This is a genomic window from Azospirillum brasilense (assembly GCF_008365405.1).
Taxonomy (GTDB): domain Bacteria; phylum Pseudomonadota; class Alphaproteobacteria; order Azospirillales; family Azospirillaceae; genus Azospirillum; species Azospirillum brasilense_D.
Window position 1 is genome coordinate 536,929 of sequence record NZ_QOKV01000001.1, and the last position, 19,091, is coordinate 556,019.

General features: G+C 68.6%; 14 protein-coding genes. 11 read left to right on the forward strand and 3 right to left on the reverse strand.

All coding sequences use genetic code 11. The features are described 5' to 3' along the window. Positions 1 to 17: 17 nt before the first annotated feature. From DS837_RS02595 to DS837_RS02630, 8 genes are all read left to right on the forward strand, one after another. Entirely contained in the window at positions 18 to 803 is a 786-nt protein-coding gene (locus tag DS837_RS02595) for a trypsin-like serine peptidase (RefSeq protein WP_247889733.1), read from the forward strand. Between the two features lie 112 nt (positions 804 to 915). Next, the gene (locus DS837_RS02600; RefSeq protein ID WP_014240903.1) at positions 916 to 1,263 is read left to right on the forward strand and encodes a RidA family protein; all 348 of its coding nucleotides are present in this window, start codon (positions 916 to 918) and stop codon (positions 1,261 to 1,263) included. Positions 1,264 to 1,492: 229 nt separating this feature from the next. Then, positions 1,493 to 3,637 (forward strand): elongation factor G, encoded by a 2,145-nt coding sequence (gene fusA, locus DS837_RS02605; RefSeq protein ID WP_109070547.1) that lies wholly within the window; start codon positions 1,493 to 1,495, stop codon positions 3,635 to 3,637. A 196-nt stretch (positions 3,638 to 3,833) separates the two neighbouring features. Further along, complete coding sequence (locus DS837_RS02610) at positions 3,834 to 4,382, forward strand: tetratricopeptide repeat protein (protein ID WP_247889734.1); 549 nt, start codon at positions 3,834 to 3,836, stop codon at positions 4,380 to 4,382. A 120-nt stretch (positions 4,383 to 4,502) separates the two neighbouring features. Further along, on the forward strand, positions 4,503 to 6,053 hold the full coding sequence (locus DS837_RS02615; protein WP_149163281.1) for a DegQ family serine endoprotease: 1,551 nt from the start codon (positions 4,503 to 4,505) through the stop codon (positions 6,051 to 6,053). Between the two features lie 176 nt (positions 6,054 to 6,229). Then, the gene (locus DS837_RS02620) at positions 6,230 to 6,907 is read left to right on the forward strand and encodes a winged helix-turn-helix domain-containing protein (protein ID WP_109070631.1); all 678 of its coding nucleotides are present in this window, start codon (positions 6,230 to 6,232) and stop codon (positions 6,905 to 6,907) included. 31 nt (positions 6,908 to 6,938) lie between these two features. After that, a complete protein-coding gene (locus tag DS837_RS02625) occupies positions 6,939 to 8,336 on the forward strand; it encodes a sensor histidine kinase (protein ID WP_149163282.1) in 1,398 nt (465 codons plus the stop codon). A gap of 242 nt (positions 8,337 to 8,578) precedes the next feature. Then, positions 8,579 to 9,661, forward strand: coding sequence for an AI-2E family transporter (locus DS837_RS02630; protein ID WP_149163283.1), 1,083 nt, complete (start codon positions 8,579 to 8,581; stop codon positions 9,659 to 9,661). Positions 9,662 to 9,684: 23 nt separating this feature from the next. On the opposite strand, the gene DS837_RS02635 is transcribed toward DS837_RS02630, so the two are convergent. Next, a complete protein-coding gene (locus DS837_RS02635; RefSeq protein WP_149163284.1) occupies positions 9,685 to 11,226 on the reverse strand; it encodes an MDR family MFS transporter in 1,542 nt (513 codons plus the stop codon). Between the two features lie 128 nt (positions 11,227 to 11,354). On the opposite strand from DS837_RS02635, the gene DS837_RS02640 reads away from it, so the two are divergent. The 3 genes from DS837_RS02640 (at position 11,355) to DS837_RS02650 (ending at position 13,034) form a co-directional block, all read left to right on the forward strand. Beyond that, positions 11,355 to 11,945: an ABC transporter ATP-binding protein gene (locus tag DS837_RS02640; RefSeq protein ID WP_149163285.1), complete on the forward strand. Its 591-nt coding sequence runs from the start codon at positions 11,355 to 11,357 to the stop codon at positions 11,943 to 11,945. Between the two features lie 4 nt (positions 11,946 to 11,949). Continuing rightward, positions 11,950 to 12,753: an ABC transporter permease gene (locus tag DS837_RS02645; protein ID WP_149163286.1), complete on the forward strand. Its 804-nt coding sequence runs from the start codon at positions 11,950 to 11,952 to the stop codon at positions 12,751 to 12,753. A gap of 68 nt (positions 12,754 to 12,821) precedes the next feature. Further along, positions 12,822 to 13,034, forward strand: coding sequence for a hypothetical protein (locus DS837_RS02650; protein WP_014240891.1), 213 nt, complete (start codon positions 12,822 to 12,824; stop codon positions 13,032 to 13,034). Between the two features lie 124 nt (positions 13,035 to 13,158). Here DS837_RS02650 and DS837_RS02655 read toward each other — a convergent pair whose 3' ends face one another. Both DS837_RS02655 and DS837_RS02660 read right to left on the reverse strand, forming a co-directional pair. Beyond that, positions 13,159 to 15,705 carry a PAS domain-containing hybrid sensor histidine kinase/response regulator gene (locus tag DS837_RS02655; RefSeq protein ID WP_149163287.1) on the reverse strand — a complete coding sequence of 849 codons (2,547 nt, stop codon included), beginning with the start codon at positions 15,703 to 15,705 and terminating at the stop codon, positions 13,159 to 13,161. Then, positions 15,702 to 18,749: a chemotaxis protein CheB gene (locus DS837_RS02660; RefSeq protein WP_149163288.1), complete on the reverse strand. Its 3,048-nt coding sequence runs from the start codon at positions 18,747 to 18,749 to the stop codon at positions 15,702 to 15,704. The genes DS837_RS02655 and DS837_RS02660 overlap by 4 nt, the downstream gene beginning before the upstream one ends. Between the last annotated feature and the right edge of the window lie 342 nt (positions 18,750 to 19,091).

The following is a 19,091-nucleotide window of genomic DNA, read 5'->3' on the forward strand; positions in this document are numbered from 1 at the left end:
CGTATCAAGAACACTTGATGGCTGTCCTGCGCGGACTCGTGGTCGCCGCGCCGCTTCTCGTGGCCGCCCTGCCGACGGCGGCGCAGAACCCGCTGCTGCCGGGGATCGGGGCGAAGGACCGGCGGGTGGTGGTGGATGCCACGCACGCACCGTGGAACAGCCTCGTCAAGGTGCAGAGCAATCTCGGCGCGCGCTGCACCGGCGTGCTGGTGGCGCCGCGCCGGGTGGTCACCGCCGCCCATTGCCTGCTGAACCGGGCGCAGCGCTTCCTGCCGGCCTCCTCCCTGCACGTCCTGTTCGGCTACGAGCGTGGGGAGTACCGGCAGCACCGCGCCGTCGCCACGCTGGAAACCGGCGGCCCTTACGACAAGGAAAGGCGTCTCGACGGGCTGGTCGGCGACTGGGCGGTGCTGACGCTGGACGGCGACGCGCCGGAGGGGATGCCGCCGCTGCCGCTCGCCCGGGTCCCGCCGGATGCCGGCACGCCGCTGATGCTGGGCGGCTACAGCCAGGACCGGGCGCACCTCGTCACCGCCGACACCGGCTGCGCGGCGCGCGGCATCAACGACACCGACCGCGGGCCGCTGCTCGTCCACGACTGCGACGGGACGCGCGGGGTGAGCGGGGCGGCGCTGCTGGTGCGCACGCCCAGCGTGGATGGCGGCGCGGACGGGGCGGGGGAGGGCTGGGCGGTGGCCGGCATCGCGGTGGCCGCGGTCAGCGGCCCCAATCCCCGCAACATCGCCGTGCCGAGCGCCGCTTTCGTGGCCGCGGTGGAGGGAAATACGCCTTCTTTGCGGTGATGCACGGGCGCGGGGCAGCTTTGAGCGGTGGCGCCTCATTTTTTGCTAGGCCCTTGGACGTGAATCGCATAGACGTACGCGCGTTCAAGACCCCGTAACCGGAGCCGTACCGATGTCGATCCAGCGCTTCCATTCCGGACCGCGCATGAGCCAGATGGTCATCCACAAGGACACGGTCTATCTGGCCGGCCAGGTGGCCAACGATCCGACTCCGGACGTGGAGACGCAGACCCGCCAGATCCTGGGCCAGATCGACGCCCTGCTGGCCGAGGGCGGCTCGGACAAGAGCAAGCTGCTGTCCGCCACCATCTACCTGACGGACATGTCCACCTTCGGCGCGATGAACAAGGCGTGGGAAGCCTGGGTCGATACGGCCAACCCGCCCGCCCGCGCCACCGTGGAAGCGAAGCTCGCCGCGCCGGAGTATCTCGTTGAAATTCAGGTGACGGCGGCCAAATAAGCTGCGTAACGGGGCGACCCGGCTCCCTCGGTTGGGGTTTGCCGGCGTGGCCCACCAGACTGTGAGGGCCGCGTGCTTCGAAAAAATCCGGAAGGCTTGACCTTCCGGATTTACAGAACGTTAATCACGCCTTAACAGATCATCCGTAAAACCCCGACCAACCTCTGCCGCCGGAGCGGACGACCGTCGTTGCGCTTCGATAGCTGCGTTACAGTAATGGATTCGCAACATGCCGCGCCAAACGCCTCTTTCTGACATCCGGAACATCGGCATCATCGCCCACGTCGATGCCGGCAAGACGACGACCACCGAGCGCATCCTGTACTACACCGGTCGTAAGCACACGATCATCGACGTGCACGAGACGAAGGACCTGAAGTCCTCGACCACGACCGACTACATGGAGCAGGAGCAGAAGCGCGGCATCACGATTCAGTCGGCTGCCGTCTCGACCTTCTGGCGCGGCAAGAAGATCAACGTCATCGACACCCCGGGCCACGTGGACTTCACCATCGAGGTGAACCGCTCGCTCCGCGTGCTCGACGGCGCGGTCGTCGTGTTCGACGGCGTGGCCGGCGTGGAGCCGCAGTCCGAGACCAACTGGCGCCTTGCGGACAACTACAACGTCCCGCGTATCTGCTACGTCAACAAGATGGATCGTTCGGGTGCGAACTTCCAGCGTTGCGTCGGCATGATCAAGGCCCGCCTGAACGCCCGCCCGGTCTGCATCCAGGTTCCGCTGGGCTCGGAAGACAACTTCCGCGGCATGGTCGACCTGATCGAGATGAAGGCGTACGTCTGGTTCTCGGACGACAAGGACGCCAAGTGGGAAATCTGGGACATCACCGACGATCTGGCGAGCAAGCTCAACCTGACCGTCAAGGAAGACCTGGACAACATCGCCAGCATCCCGGCCCTGCGCGCCGAACTGGTCGACACCGCGCTCGAGATGGACGACGCGGCGATGGAAGCCTACCTGGAGTCGGGTGAGGAGCCGTCGGCCGACGTGCTGCGCACCTGCCTGCGCAAGGGCACCATCACCAGCACCTTCACCCCGGTTCTCTGCGGCTCGTCCTACAAGAACAAGGGCGTCTGCCAGGTTCTGGACGCGGTCGTCGATCTGCTGCCGGCCCCGACCGACGTCGAGGCCATCAAGACGGTGGACGAGGACGGCAATCCGAACGGCGAGCGTCTCAGCTCCGACGACGCGCCCTTCGCGGCGCTGGCCTTCAAGGTGCTGAACGACACCTACGGCTCGCTGACCTTCGTGCGCGTCTATTCGGGCGTGCTGACCAAGGGCATGTCGGTCCTGAACACGACCCGCGGCAAGCGCGAGAAGATCGGCCGCATGGTCGAGATGTTCGCCGCCCAGGCCAACCCGATCGAGGAAGCCCGCGCCGGCGACATCATCGCGCTCGTCTCCCTGCAGGAGACGGACACCGGTGACACGCTCTGCGACGCCGCCCATCCGGTGATCCTGGAGCGCATGCGCTTCCCCGACCCCGTCATCAGCGTCTCGGTCGAGCCGAAGACCAAGGGCGAGCAGGAGAAGTTCTCCATCGCGCTCGGCAAGATGGTTCGCGCGGACCCGTCGCTGCGTCTGGAGACCGACCGTGAAACCGGCCAGACCATCCTGCGCGGCATGGGCGAGCTGCACCTGGAAGTGACGCTGGACCGTCTGCGCACGGAGTTCGGCGTGGAAGGCAACATGGGCAAGCCCCAGGTCGCCTACCGCGAGACGATCACCAAGCCGGTCGAGTACACCTACACCCACAAGAAGCAGACCGGCGGTTCGGGCCAGTTCGCCGAAGTCAAGATCGTCTTCGAGCCGCTGGAGCGTGGCGAGGGCTTCGTGTTCAAGGACGAGACGGTCGGCGGCACGGTGCCGCGCGAATACGTCCCGTCGGTCGCGAAGGGCCTGGAGATGCAGAAGGAAGAGGGCGTGCTCGCCTCCTACCCGACTGTGGACTTCCGCGCCCGTCTGGTGGACGGCAAGTACCACGACGTCGACTCGAACGCCCTGACGTTCGAAATCGCCGCCAAGGCCTGCTTCCGTGAAGCCCTCAAGCAGGCCGGCCCGATCCTGCTCGAGCCGGTCATGAAGGTCGAGGTCGTCACCCCGGACGATTACCTGGGCGACGTCATCGGCGACGTGAACCGCCGCCGCGGCACGGTGCTGGGCCAGCTCGAGCGTGGCACCAACATCGCCGTCGAGGCCCACGTGCCGCTGAACGAGATGTTCGGCTACATCGGCCAGCTCCGTGGCATGACCTCGGGCCGCGCGTCCTACACGATGGAGTTCAGCCACTACGAGCCGGTGCCGCGCAACGTCACCGACGAGATCGTGGCGGGCCGCAGCAACAAGGCCGCCTGATAACGGGCTGCTGCTTTCAGGGGAAGGGGCCGGCGAAGCGATTCGCCGGCCCTTTTTCTTTGTCCGGCGGGAACTTTGCCGGGACCACCCCGGCGGGATGAGGGATTCCTCTTGCGGCGATACCACTTTCGGATCAGTGTTGCTGGTAAGTGACGCATCCCAGTTTTTGGGAATGACCCAGCGAATCTTCTTGCCCGTGGCCGTCGTGGCCCTTCTGCTCCTCGGCGCTTCCGGCCCCGGCTCGCGGGCTTGGGCAGGGCAGGAGGACGCGCGACTCGGTGGACTGTTCCAGGACCTGCAGACCGCCGGCGACGCGGTCGCGGCGGAGGCGGTCGAGGACCGCATCTGGGACGTCTGGCTGGAGCATCCCAGCGACGACCTGATCGTGCTGATGCACCATGGCGTGCAGAGCCTGAACGCCGACCGCTACGGCGAGGCGCTGGCCGCCTTCGATCAGGTGGTCGCCGCCGACCCGACCTACGCCGAGGGCTGGAACAAGCGGGCCAACGCCGAGTACATGCTGGGGGATTACGACGCCGCGGTGCGCGACATCCGCCGCGTGCTGGCGCTGGAACCGCGGCATTTCGGGGCGCTGGCGGGGCTGGGCCTCGTCTACCTCGCCATCGACCAGCCGGCGGGAGCGTTGCGTGCCTTCGACGCGGCGCTGGCCATCAACCCGCACCTCGACCGCGTTCGCCAGCAGGCCGCGACCATTCGTCTGCGCATCGCCGGATCGGCGCTGTAAGCGGCGCGGATTTATAGTCCCTCCCTGAAAAACTTTTAATCCGCCCGCAAGCCCCCCGTGACTCGGCGCCCGCTACGTTCAGGGCAACGAACAACGCATGCCAGTCACGGAGAGCAACCGATGTCCACCACCGCCAACGCCGGACGCGCCCCGCGGTCAAGCCGGGTGCGGCGTACCATCGCCGCCGTCCTCCTCGGCACCACGGTGCTGACCGGTCCATTCCTGATCGCAAACCAGTCGACCGCCGCGGCCGCCGAAAGCGTCCTGACGCAAAATATGCCGGGCAGCTTCGCCGATCTGGCGGCCAAGGTGTCGCCAGCCGTGGTGAACGTCTCCACCACCCAGCAGGCCAAGGCCGAGCGCGTCAACCCGCGCATGCCCGGCTTCCCGCCGGGGTCGCCCTTCGAAGAGTTCTTCCGCCAGTTCCAGGACCAGTTCGGCCAAAATGGCGCCCCAGGCGGCGCTCCGGACGACGAGTCCGAAGGCCAGCCGCGCGGCAAGGTCGGCTCGCTCGGCTCCGGCTTCATCATCGACGCGGCCGGCTATGTGGTGACCAACAACCACGTCATCGACGGCGCCGACGAGATCAAGGTCACGCTCCAGGACGGAACGGAGCTGCCCGCCACGCTGGTCGGCCGCGACGCCAAGACCGACATCGCGCTGCTGAAGGTGACGTCCGACAAGGCGCTGCCCGCGCTGGACTGGGGCGACAGCGACGCCGCCCGCGTCGGCGACTGGGTGATGGCCGTCGGCAACCCCTTCGGTCTGGGCGGCACGGTGACCAAGGGCATCATCTCGGCCCGCGGGCGCGACATCCACAGCGGGCCCTACGACGATTATCTCCAGCTCGACGCCGCCATCAACCGGGGCAACTCGGGCGGCCCGACCTTCACCCTGGATGGCCGGGTGATCGGCATCAACACCGCCATCTATTCGCCCAACGGCGGCTCGGTCGGCATCGGCTTCGCCATCCCGTCCAACATCGCCAAGCAGGTCGTCGCCCAGTTGAAGGAGAACGGCCATGTCGAGCGCGGCTGGCTGGGCGTGAAGATCCAGGAGATGTCGCCGGAGATCGCCGAGTCGGTCGGCCTGTCCCAGCCCAAGGGCGCGCTGGTCGCCGAGGTGACCCCGGACAGCCCCGCCGCCAAGGCCGGCGTGCGCCAGGGCGACGTCATCCTGGCCTATGGCGGCAAGCCGGTGAACACGCTGCGCGACCTGACCCGCTGGGTGGCCGACACCAAGGCCGGCGACTCGGTGGACATGACCGTGGTCCGCAAGGGCAAGGAGACGACCCTGACCGCGCACATCGCGCCGCTGCCCGCCGAACAGCGCATGGCCGCCGCGGAGGGGACCGGTCCCGCCGCCGACAGCGCGGTGGAGACGGTCAAGGGATTGAAGCTGGCCCCGCTGGACGGTGCGGCCCGCAGCCGCCTCGGCCTGGGCGAGGGCGTGAAGGGCGTGGTCGTCACCTCGGTGTCGCCGCAGGCCGGTGATCTGGCCGTCCGTCCAGGCGATGTGATCGTGAAGGTCGGCGACCACAGCGTGACCTCCCCCGCGGAGGTGACCAAGAGCCTGCACGAGGCTGAAAAGGATGGCCGCAAAGCGGTCCTGCTGCTGGTCAACCGCGGCGGCAACGAGAGTTTCGTCCCGCTGAAGCTCGGCAAGGCGTGACGCCGGAAAACACCGGCGATCCTCCCGTCGTTGGTGTGATGGGGGAGGGTGTCCGCGGTGCGAGCCCCCGCCGCGCGGACATCCTCCCCCTTCGTTTCGTTTGGCCCTTTTCCCTCCCCAGAGGGGCGAGGGCATTCATCTTTTGACCGTCGGAAGGATGAGGTAGACTCATGCTCATGAAAGTCCTCGTCATCGAAGACGACCAGCAAGCCGCCTCCTATCTGGCCAAGGGGCTGAAGGAGGCCGGGCATGTCGTGGACGCCGCCAACGACGGCAAGGAGGGGCTCTTCCTGGCCGGCTCCGAGCATTACGATGTCATGATCGTCGACCGCATGCTGCCGGGCCGCGACGGGCTGTCGCTGGTCGAGATCCTGCGCGCCACCGGCAACGACACGCCGGTGCTGTTCCTCTCCGCGCTCGGCAGCGTCGACGACCGGGTGAAGGGGCTGAAGGCCGGCGGCGACGATTACCTGACCAAGCCCTTCGCCTTTTCCGAGCTGCTCGCCCGGATCGAGGTGCTGGTGCGCCGCCGCAGCGCGGCCCAGCCGCAGACCCGGCTGACGGTCGCCGACCTGGAACTGGACCTGCTGTCGCGCACCGTCCGCCGGGCCGGCAAGTCCATCGACCTGCTGCCGCGGGAGTTCGCCCTGCTGGAGTATCTGATGCGCAACGCCGGCAGCGTGGTGACCCGCACCATGATGCTGGAGAATGTGTGGGACTATCACTTCGACCCGCAGACCAACGTCATCGACGTGCACATCGCCCGCCTGCGCCAGAAGATCGACAAGGATTTCCCGACGCCGCTAATCCACACGGTGCGCGGCGCCGGCTACAGCCTGCGGGCGCCGCAGTGATGGTGGCGGCCATGGTGGCCAGCGGGGGAGCGTGAAGGCGGCGATTCCCCTCCTGCGCCTTCTGCGCACCACGCCGTTCCGGCTGGCCCTGCTGTATCTGGGGCTGTTCGTCATTTCGGTCGGGGTGATCCTGGGGGTGGTCTACCGCTCCACCGCGGGGTTCCTGGAGGAGGAGATCGGCGCCACCATCGCGCTGGAGGTCGCCGGGCTTCAGGACCAGTACCGCAGCGCCGGCCTGCGCGGGCTGGTCGATTCCGTGCGCGAGCGCAGCGGCTATTCGCACACCAACTCCATCTACCTGCTGACCACGCCGGGCGGCGTCATCCTGGCCGGCAACCTGTCGGGCTGGCCCGACGCCACGCCGGAGCCGGGCGGCTGGACCCACTTCAAGATTTCGGACTATGGCGGGGTGAACAACCGGCCCTCCACCGCGATGGCGGTCAGCTTCGTCCTGCCCGGCCAGTTCCGCCTGCTGGTGGGCCGCGACATGAGCGAACTGGACCAGCTCCGCGGGCGCATGGTCGTGTCGCTGCGCTGGGTCTTCCTGGTGACGGTGGTGCTTGGGCTCGGTGGCGGCCTGCTGCTGGCGCGCGGCGCCATGCACCGGATCGAGGCGATCAACCGCACCACCCATCGCATCATGGCCGGCGACCTGTCGGGCCGGGTGCCGCGCGGCGGTGGCGGCGACGAGATCGACCGGCTGGCCGGCAACCTGAACGCCATGCTGGACCAGATCGAACGGCTGATGACCGGCATGCGGCAGGTGACCGAAAGCGTGGCGCACGACCTGCGCACGCCGCTGTCGCGCCTGCGCTCCCGCGTCGAGCTGGCCTTGATCCGCGAGACCGACGACCCGGAGGTCTACCGCGCCGTGCTGCAGGACACGATCCTGGAGGCCGACCGGCTGCTCGCCACCTTCACCGCGCTGCTGTCCATCGCCGAGGCCGAGTCCGGCGCCAACCGCAAGGGGCTGGAACCGGTGCGGCTGGCCGACGTGGTCCGTCTGGCCGCCGACCTCTACGAACCGGTGGCGGAGGAGAAAGGCCTGACCCTGGTCACCGACATCCGGGCGGAGCCGACCGTGCGCGGGAACGAGCAGCTGCTGGCCCTGGCGGTGTCGAACCTGCTGGACAACGCCATCAAATACACGCCGGAGGGCGGGCGCATCACGCTGCTGCTGGATGGCGCCGCGCCGGGGCAAGCCGCCCGGGTCACCGTGGCGGACAACGGTCCCGGCATCCCCGCCGACATGCGGGAGAAGGTGCTTGAGCGCTTCGTTCGGCTGGACGCCGCGCGGGCCTCGCCGGGGAACGGGTTGGGGCTCAGCCTCGTGGAGGCGGTGGCGCGGCTGCACGACGCGTCGCTGCGGCTGGAGGACAACGAACCGGGCCTGAAGGTCGGCATCGTCTTCCCGCCGGACGCCGGCTGACACTCCCGATACGAGACGCTCCCCACAAGAAAAGAGCCCGCCGTTTCCGGCGGGCTTCTGAGGTGACATCAGCGAGAATGACTCCTTGGCGTCAGACATGATATGGGGCGCCAACCGTCCGCGCGCATTCGGATAAGCGTATTAGCACGAAGGTGCTAGCGGAGTGGCGGTGCAACACTTTCCTGCGGGCGGCGTTTGTCCATCGGACCGGCATGCCGGTGGCAACACGGCGGGAAGAATCGATGGACGCGACCAGACAGGCCCCCATTCAAGCCCCCATTCAGGCCGGGCAGCCGGCGACCGCCGGGCGGAACACCGCGACCGAACTGAAGCTGTTCACCTGGAAGATGCTGATCGCCGCTGGCGTGCTGGGCACGCTGTTCCTGGCTTGGCAGGTGGCGGACGCGCTGCTGCTGGTCTTCGCCGGCGTGCTTCTGGCGATCCTGTTCCAGCGCATGGCCGGGCTGGTGCGGCGCTTCACCGGGCTGCCGCAGGGCTGGTCGCTCGGCCTGGTTCTGCTGCTGCTGGCGGTGGTGCTGATCGGCGGCGGCGTCCTGATGGGCCAGTCGGTGGTCAGCCAGTTCGACCAGTTCTCCCAGCAGATTTCCGGCGCCGTGCAGCAGCTTCCCGCTTCCTTGCGCGACCAGATCATGGAACAGGGGCGGGACGCCTCCTCCTGGCTGAACCGGCTGCAGACGGTGGCGTCGAGCGTGATGTTCTTCCTGGGCGATCTGGTGGTGGTGATGTTCACGGCCATCTATCTCGCCGCCTCGCCCGGCGTCTACCAGCGCGGCGTTATCCTGCTGGTGCCGCCGCGCGGCCACGAGCGGGCGCGGGAGGTGATGGACGTGATGGGCGACTCGCTGTGGAAGTGGCTGATCGGGCAGCTCTCGGCCATGGCCATCGTCGGCGTCCTGACCACCGCGGGCCTGCTTCTGCTGGGCATCCCGAGCGCTCCGGCGCTGGGCCTGCTGGCAGCCCTCCTGGAATTCGTTCCGCTGATCGGCCCGTTCCTGGCGGCGGTTCCGGCGATCCTCATCGCCTTCGCCCAGTCGCCGCAGGACGCGCTGTGGGTGGTGGTGCTCTACCTGGCGATCCAGCAGGTCGAGGGCAACGTCGTCATGCCCCTGATGCAGAAGAAGGTGGTGGACCTGCCCCCCGTCATCACCATCGCCGCCATCGCGGCGGGGGGTGTGCTGTTCGGGCTGATGGGCATGTTCCTGGCGACGCCCTTCGCGGTCGTCATGCTGGTTCTGGTCAACATGCTCTACATCGAGGACAAGCTGGGCGAGGGGCGGCACTTCCCCAGCGAGGACAAGGCGTAAGGAAGGGCTTGCTACCGCTTCTCTCAAGCCACCTCCGCCCCGGCCTTGGTGGCGTCGGCGGCGGAGCGCAGGGGAAGCTCCTTCAGGAACAGGGTCAGCACGAAGGACACCACCGCCAGCCCGGCGGCCAGCAGGAACAGCGTCGAGAAGCCGTGCTCGAACACCGACTGGGCGGCGTCGCGGGCGGCGGGGGGCAGGCTGGATAGGGCGGACGGGCCGCGCTCCATCACCTCGCGCCCGCTGATGCCGGGCAGGCCGGCGGCGTTCAGCCGGGCCTCGACGTCGGCGGCGAAGACCGCGCCGAACACCGCCACCCCGACCGACCCGCCGAGCGAGCGGAAGAAGCCGACCGAGGCCGTGGCCGCACCCAGGTCGCGCCGGTCCACCGCGTTCTGCACGGCGACCGTCATCACCGGCATGACCAGCCCGAGCCCGATGCCCAGCGGAACCAGGATCAGCGTGGACCACAACCCACTTTCCGATACGGTCGGCGACAGGCCGAGCGCCAGATACATCACCGCCGCCAGCGCCAGCCCGGCCAGCGGGAACACCTTGTAGCGGCCGGACTTGGAAATCAGCCGCCCGCCGCCGCCCGCGCCCAGCACCATGCCCAGCACCATCGGCAGCAACAGGAAGCCCGACGTCGTGGCGCTGGTCCCGGCGACGAGCTGCGAGCGCAGGGGCAGATAGACGATGCCGGCGAACAGCACCATGGCCGACACCGCCACCACCGGGTTGGCGACCGCCACCACCGGCTCCCGGAACAGGTGCAGCGGCAGGATCGGCTCCACCACCCGCCGCTCGTGCCACAGGAAGACCCCGAGCATCATGAGGCCCAGGACGCACAGGCCGAGGATCGTCGGGGAGGTCCAGGGCAGGGCGACCCCGGCGCGCGACACCACGAACAGCAGCGAGGTCACCGTGCCCATCAGCAGCGCCGCCCCCAGATAATCGATGGTCGGCTTCGCCCGTCCCGCCGGCAGGCGGTCGAGCGCCCGGCTGGTCATCAGCAGCGCCGCCGCCCCCAGCGGCAGGTTGATGAGGAAGATCCAGTGCCAGCTCAGTTGTTCGGTGAAGACGCCGCCCAGCAGCGGCCCGGCCACGCTGGACAGGGCGAAGATGCCGCCGATGTAGCCCTGGTAGCGCCCGCGCTCGCGCGGGGCCACCACGTCGCCGATGATGGTGAAGGCCAGCGCCATCAGGCCGCCGCCGCCCAGCCCCTGGATGCCGCGGAACAGGATGAGCTGCCCCATGCTTTGCGCCAGCGCGCACAGCACCGACCCGATCAGGAACAGGAAGATCGCCACCTGGAGCACCCGCTTGCGCCCATAGAGGTCGCTCAGCTTGCCGTAGATCGGGGTGGTGGAGGTCGAGGCCAGCAGATAGGCGGTGACCACCCAGGGCAGGTTCTCCAGGCTTCCCAGGTCATGGGCCATGGTCGGCAGGGCCGTCGCGACGATGGTCTGGTCCATCGCCGCCATCAGCATGGCGAGCGCCACCCCGCTGAACACCCGCATGATCTCGCGGTGAGTGAAGACGGCGTGGTCGTTGGAAGCGTCGGTCATGGTCTCGGTTCGGGCCGGAATGAGCGGTGGGGCGTACCATAGCCCCCGAGACGTTCCGCGCAAGGACTCCGCCATGAATGGCTGCTAATCTCCGCTTCCGCCTTCCGGAATAGTCGCCGTAATCCGCCATGCTGAGCGTGCGCAACCTGTCCACGACCGTGCTGAAGCCCGCCAGTTTCCAACTGGAGGCCGGCGAGTGCGTCGCCGTTCGGGGGAAATCCGGGTCGGGGAAATCCGTGCTGTTGCGCGCCCTGGCGGACCTCGATCCGTCGACCGGGGAGGTGCGGCTGAACGGTGATCTTCGGGAGACCATGCCCGCACCGCTCTGGCGTCGCCGGGTGACCTACGTCGCCGCCGAGTCGGGCTGGTGGGAGGATCGGGTGGGCGCCCACTTCGCGCAGCCGGACCGCGCCGCCGCGCTCGCCGGTGCGCTGGGCCTGCCGGGGGAGGTCATGGACTGGCCGGTCGCCCGCCTGTCCACGGGGGAGCGGCAACGGCTGGCGCTGGTCCGCGCGCTGGTCCTGGGGCCGGAGGTGCTTCTGCTCGACGAGCCGACCGGTCCGCTGGACGCCGAGGCGACGGAGCGGGTGGAGGCGCTGCTGCGCGGCGAGCTGGCCCGTGGGGCCGGGCTGCTGATCGTCACCCACGCGCCGGAACAGGCCCTCCGCCTGGCCCAGCGGCATCTGCATGTGGCGGACGGCGTGGTGACGGAGGGGTAGGGCGATGCTGGTGACCCTGCATTACACCGACCTCGCCGTGGCGGCGCTGCTCCTGCTGGTCAACGGCGGCCTGTCCATGGCGCTGGATTTGGGGCTGGCGCGGCCGCTGCTGGTGGCGGCGCTGCGGATGGTGGTCCAACTGTCGCTGGTCGGGCTGGTGCTGACCCGGCTGTTCGCCCTGGAGTCGCCCTGGCTGACCCTGGGGGCGGCGCTGGTCATGCTGCTGTTCGCCGGCCAGGAGACGATGGCCCGGCAGGAGCGGCGGCTGACCGGCTGGTGGTCCTACGGCATCGGCACCGGGGCCATGGGGACGGCGGCGGGGATCGTCCTGCTGCTCGGCCTGTCCACCGCGGTGCGGCCCGATCCCTGGTGGGACGCGCGCTACGCCATTCCGATGCTGGGCATGGTCCTGGGCAACGCGATGAGCGGGGTGGGGCTGGCCCTCCACACGCTGACCGCGACGGCGGCGCGGGAGCGGGCGGCCATCGAGGCGCAGCTCGCGCTCGGCGGCACCCGCTGGACGGCCCTGCGACCCATCCTACGCCACGCGTTGCGCACGGCGCTGATGCCGACGATCAACAGCATGGCGGCCATGGGTCTGGTGGCCCTGCCCGGCATGATGACCGGCCAGATCCTCTCCGGCGTCGATCCGGGGGAGGCGGTGAAGTACCAGATCCTCATCATGTTCCTGATTTCCGGGGCGACCGGGCTGGGCGTCCTGGCGGCGTCGCTGGCGACGGTGCGGCGGCTCAGCGACCGGCGGCACCGGCTGCGGCTCGACCGGCTGGTGCGTCGGAAGCAAGCGTAAGGAACCCCGACGGGCCCCCCGCCGTTGAACCCGTTTGGCATCCACCAACGGCGGCGGGGGAGCGGGTCATGGCGCACATCGTGGAAATCCGGAACGGCGCGATCATCGGCAATGACGAGGCCACCGACGAGTATCTGCCCGTCGGAACCCACATCGCCCAGGCCGACGGCTTCTATGTGAGCTTCGGCATGGATGTGGAAGGCCCCTACGCCCGCAATGAGGCCGAAGAGCGGCTGAACCACCTGAAGCGCGCCACCCAGGCGGATTTGGAGCGTCCGTAAGGCAGCGGCTCTGCCCCCTCCCTAACCCTCGCCCTCTTCGAGGTGGAGGGGACTGCCGCCGCTTCGCAGAAGGCACCCTCTCCCGCAACGCGGGGGAGGGCCGGGGTGGGGGCAAAGCCCGCCACTACGTCGCTTCCGTCTCCGCGTCGCGGCGCTCCAGACTGGCACGCACGGTGCGGCGCAGGTCGTCGGGCTGGATGGGCTTGTGCAGCAGGGCGCATTGCGCGCCGGCGGCCTCGCGCAGCCGGTCGGACGAAGTGTCGCCGGTCAGCAGCACCCCCGGCAGGTCGGGACCGAAGCGGCGGCGCAGCGTGTCCATCAGCATCAGCCCGGTGTCGCCGTCCGGCAAGCGATAGTCGGTCAGCACGAGGTCGGGCACCAGCATGCCGTCCACCAGCTCCAGCGCTTCCGCCACCGATCCGGCCTCCGTCACCCGGTAGCCCCAGCCGTCCAGCATCAGGGCCAGCGCCATGCGGATCACCGCGTCGTCTTCGACCAGCAGGACCGAGGCGTCGCCGTCCGCTTCGCCGCCTCCCGCAGCGGAGTCGTCCGGCGAGTCGCCGCAGTGCCGCTCGTCGAGAATGGCTCCCTGGGGCAGGGTGACGGCGAAGCAGGACCCCTTGCCCGTCGTCGAGGTCACCTCGATGGTGCCGCCCAGCATGTGGACGAGGCGTCGCGCGATGCTGAGCCCCATGCCCAGCCCCTCCCGCCGGTCACGGGCAACGTTGCCGATCTGGTAGAAGTCCTGGAAGATCCGGTCGAGCTGGTTCTCCGGAATGCCGATGCCGGTGTCCCACACCTCGAACCGGAGGGCGCCGTTGCGCCGCCGCGCCCCGAACAGAACCCGGCCCTGCCGGGTGTAGCGGATGGCGTTGGTCAGCAAATTGCGCAGCACCCGCTCCAGCAGGCCGCCGTCGGTGCAGGCGCTCAGCCGTACCGGCACGGTGCGCAGCGTCAACCCGGAGGAGGCGGCGACCGCCCGGAACTCCCCGTGCAGGCGCTCCATGATCGACCCCACCTCCACCGGCACGGAGTGGGGGGTGACGAGGCCGGCCTCCAGCTTGGAGATGTCGAGCAGGCAGTCGAGCAGCCCGCCGAGCGAGGCCACCGTGTCGCGGAGCTGGGTGGCGATGCGCCGCGCGTCCTCCGGGATCGGCTCCTTCAGCAGCAGGCCGGACAGCAGGGTCAGGGCCTGGGCCGGCTGGCGCAGGTCGTGGCTGGCCGCCGCCATGAAGCGCTCTTTGGCGTCCAGCGCCACGTTCAGGTCGCGCTCCATCGACTTGATGGCGGAGATGTCGGTGACGCTGGACACCACCGCCTCGGGCCGTCCGTCGGCGCCCGGCACCGGGTGGCTGGAGACGCGCAGCCAGCGGGTGGGGGCCGCCGCGCCATCGCCATCGGCGATGCCGACGATCTGTTCGACGACCGGCTTCCCGCTGTTCACCGCCTTGGCGGCGGGCGGCAGTCCGGTCAGCCGGGCGCCGTCGGCGCCGATGAAGCGCCGCCGCGCCGCGCGGCCCGTCCGATCGCCCGGCTTGCGGCTTTCGAGCGGGTGGGCAAGGGGGTCGAGCAGCACGCCCGTCGGCCCGGTCATCAACCGTTCCGCCATGGCGTTGGCGACCATCACCGTGCCATCCACCGCGCGCATCACCAGCCCTTCGGACAGGGACTGGACCAACGTGCGGTGCCGCCGCTCGCTCTCGGCCAGGGCCTGTTCCGCGGCGCGGCGGGCGGTCACGTCACGAAAGGCCACCACCGCGCCGCTGATCGCCCCGTTCTGAAGAATTGGGGAGACGGTCAGCTCCGCCACGAAATCGTCGGCGCCCTGGCGGCGCAGGCGCCCGCCGGTCACCTGCCGGACCAGCCCGTCGGCCAGCGACAGCGTCAAGGCGCGCCGGCCTTCCTCCTCCGCGTCGCCGCCGATCAGCGCGGCGAAGGAGCGGCCGACCAGTTCGCTGGCGCCGAAGCCGGTCATCGACTGGGCCGCGGCGTTCACGAAGGTGACGGCGCCGCGCGCGTCCAGACCGCAGATGCCGTCGGCCACCGCCTGCAGGATGTGATGGTAGGCGGCGCGGGTGCGCTCCGCCTCGTCGCGGGCGTTCTGAAGCTCGCCGACCCAGGCGTTGCGCTCCGTCACGTCGGTGATGGTCAGCAGGACGTCGCCCTTGTCGACACCGTCCGGCCCGGCCTCCAACTCGACGATCCGGGCGTCGGTCAACCCGTCGATGGCGCTGTGCGCGCCGACGAAGGCGTATTCCTGGCGTGTCCATTGCCCGGAGTCGCGCAGCCGGGCCAACGCCGTGAACAGGCGCCCGTGGTCCAGCGACTCCACCATCAGGGTCAGAGGGCGACCTTTCAGCCGGCGGAGCGGCAGGCCGAACTGCCGTTCCGCGGCGACGTTGGCCTCGCAGATGATGCCCGCGGCATTGACGGTGAAGCAGGCCAGCGGCACCGACTGGAACAGCTGGAGATACTGGATGCGCGAGGCTTCCAGCGCCTGCTGGGCGGTGCGCAGCTCCTCGTTCTGGATCTCCAGCTCGGCCTGATGGACGTACAGCTCGTGCAGGACTTCCTTGAGCGTGGTCGCCGAGACCTCCGCCCCTTCGAAGCCGCCCGAGTTGAGGGCCTGTTCCGCGCGCTTGCGAAGCCGTTCGTTGCGGAAGCCGTTCACGCCGCGCCTCCGGCCGCCGGATCCTTGGCGGCGAACGGCCCGGACGTCGTCTCGCCGTTCCGCCGTCCGCTCGCGCGCAGTTCCATCCGCTTCCGGTTGGTGATGTCGATGTGGCTGACCACCGCTCCCCCTGACAATCCGGCCAGACGGCAGGCGTGCATCATGAACCAGCGCTCCTCCTTGTCGGAATGACAAGGGTATTCGATGGTGAACCGCTCGATGTCGCCGGACAGAATCCGGCGCAACCCGTCGTTCACGGCACGGGCGATGTCCTCGCCTTCGGTTCCTTCCTCGGCGCTGCAGACATCAAGATAATTGGTACCCGGACCGCAACGGTCCAGCGCCGGCGCGCCGTTCTTCTCGCCAAACATGCGCCAGGCGTGGTTGACCATGGTGATGGCGCCGTCGGAATCGATGACCGCCACATGCTCCGGCAGGCTGTCCAGAACCGTTTGGAGGCGATGCTCCGCGGCCTTGGCGGCGGTGACGTCCACGAAGGTGACGACCACCCCGGCGACCTGGTTCTTTTCGGTCAGGTAGGGCAGGATCCGCGTCTGGATCCAGCGGTCGCCGCGCACCGGGACATGGCGTTCCACCGGCGTGTGGTCGTGGAAGACCCGTTCGATGTCCTTGAGGAAGTCCGGGTAGTCGATGTTGGTCGACAGGTGCGAGATCGACCGCCCGACGTCGCGCGGGATGATGTTGATGAAGCGGGCCGCCGCCGGGGTGAAGCGCCGGATCACCATGCCGCTGTCCAGGAAGACCGTGCCGATCTCGGTGGAGCGCAGCAGGTTGTCCAGGTCGTTGGTGACCTCCGTCAGCTCCTCCACCTTCGCCTGATACTCGGCATTGACGGAATACAGCTCTTCGTTGACGGACTGCAATTCTTCGTTGGTGCTTTGCAACTCTTCATTGGAAGCGAGAAGCTCCTCGTTGGTCGCCTGGAGTTCCTCGTTGGCGGTTTCCAGCTCCTCGATGGTGGCTTGGAGATTCTCGCCGCGGGAAAGCAGCTCCTGCTCCAGCCCGCGGATGCGCTCCGCGGTGTCGGTGTCGAAGTCGAAGTCGCTGTCCGGCAGGGCCAGCGCCGGGGCGCTGGGGTCGAGCACGATCAGCGCGAAGCGCCGGCCGGTCTTGCGGGCGACGAAGGGCTTGACGCGCAGGCTGACGGCGGGCAGCCCTTCGCGGTCCTTCACCGGGATGTTGGACAGGGCGAATTCCTCGCCGGAGCGGAAGGCCCGCGTCAACGCGGTCCCCACCACCATCGAGACCGAGGAGGGCAGGAGCTTCAGCGCGTTCAGCGTGGCCTCGCCCGGCGGCACCTTCAGGATGGCCGACGCCTCGCCGAACACGTGCATGATGTTCATCTGCTCGTTGACCAGCAGGCTGGGCGGCACATAGGCCCGCATCAGGGTCGAGATCGCCTCGTCGATGGCGGCCCCTTCCTCCTGCGCCTGCGACATGGCCTCGTCACCGTGGCGGTGCACCGGGGCGGCGACGGTGGGGACCAGCAGCCGCGACAACCGGTGGGACCCGGTGCGCAGGCTCTGGAACAGCTTGTTCCGGCTGTCCAGGACGTGGAACTCCGCCGACAGGTCGCCGAGCGTCTCGCTGGTGCCGAGGAACAGGAAGCCGTTCTGCCGCAGCGCGTACTGGAACAGGCTGAGCACCTTCCGCTGAAGCGGCGAATCCATGTAGATCAGCAGGTTCCGGCAACTCACCAGATCGACCTTGGTGAAGGGCGGGTCGCGCATGATGTTGTGGGCGGCGAAGACCACCATGCGGCGGATGTCGCGCGACACCAGATAACGATCACCGCGGGCGGTGAAGTAGCGGGCCAATCGTTCGTGCGACACGTCCTCCGCGATGGAGCGCGGGTATTCACCCTGGCTGGCGATTTCGATGCTGTCCTGGTCGATGTCGGTGGCGAAGATCTTGACGTCGAAGGACCGCCCCATCCGCTCCTGCGCCTCGGCGAACAGGATGGCGATGGAATAGGCCTCCTCCCCCGTGGCGCAGCCGCAGACCCACACGCGCACCATGTCGGTGGGGCTGCGCTTGGCCAGCAGGGATGGGATCGCCTTGTCGGCCAGGGAGGCGAAGGCGCCCTCGTCGCGGAAGAATCGGGTGACGCCGATCAGCATCTCCTTGTAGAGGCTGACCGTCTCGGCGCTGTTGCGGCGGAGCAGGGCGGCGTAGTCGTTCATCGAGTCGAGGCCGGCGGTGTGCATCCGCCGTTCGATCCGGCGCAGCAGCGTCGCCAGCTTGTAATGCGAGAAATCGACGCCGGTCACCGAGCGGATGGCCGCCACGATCTGCGCCAGCGGATCGTTGTCGCGGTCCTGCGGCTTGGCGGGGGCGGGCAGGTTGCGGGACAGCACACGGCTGGCGTGTTCGATCAGGCAGCCCGGCAGCTTGTCCGGCGTCTTCACGGCGTCCACCTGCCCGGTGGCGATCGCGCTGCGCGGCATGCCGTCGAACTGGGCCGATTCGGGGTCCTGCGCCGCGGCGAAGCCGCCCGCCGACTTGATCGCCAGAAGCCCGCGCGTCCCGTCCGACCCGGTGCCGGACAGCACCACCCCGAGCGCCCGCGGCCCCTGGTCCCTGGCCAGAGCGGTGAAGAAGATGTCGATGGGCAGGCTCATGCCGCCGGCGGCGTCCTTGGCGGTGAGGATCAGGCGCCCGTCCTCGATGGCCAGGTGTTTGGCGGGGGGCAGCAGATAGACGGTGTTGCGCTCCACCGCCATGCCGTCGGTCGCCTGCACCACCGACATGGCGGTGTGCTTGGCCAGCAGGTCCACCATCAGGCTTTTGTGGACCGGCGACAGGTGCTGGACGACCACATAGGCGAGGTCGCTCTCTCCCGGCACATTGTCGAAGAAGCGCTGGAGCGCTTCCAACCCGCCGGCGGAGGCGCCGATGCCGACGATGCAGCAGACCCGATCCTGGCCCTCCGGATAGGGACCATAGACGGAAACCGTTTCCTCACCCTCCTCGGGCGGCGTGGTGGCGTCGGCGATGGGATGATCGTTGTCTTCTGGTTCCACGGAGCACTTCAGGTCTGCGGGAGTAAAGGACGGCCTACTGAATTATTTGCCGTCTGACCGTGACATTCAAACCCTCGCGCGCGCGGCGCCTATCCTTTTCCGTGCGCACCGGCGGCTTTGAAACGGCGAAGAGTCCAGCGGCTATATAGGAAGCCTCCATGCCGGTCAATCCGGACAATCGGCTCCTTGAAGGGGTGCGCGGCGTCGGCATTCCAAAGATCAGCCCCGGGATGGAGCGCGCGCTGTTTTGAACGTTGCGCATATGACCAATGGATTTTTTTGCAGTTCATTCAATGATGTTCGATTTCGGCTTTCTCTCATCGAGGAATTGAGACTTTCGAA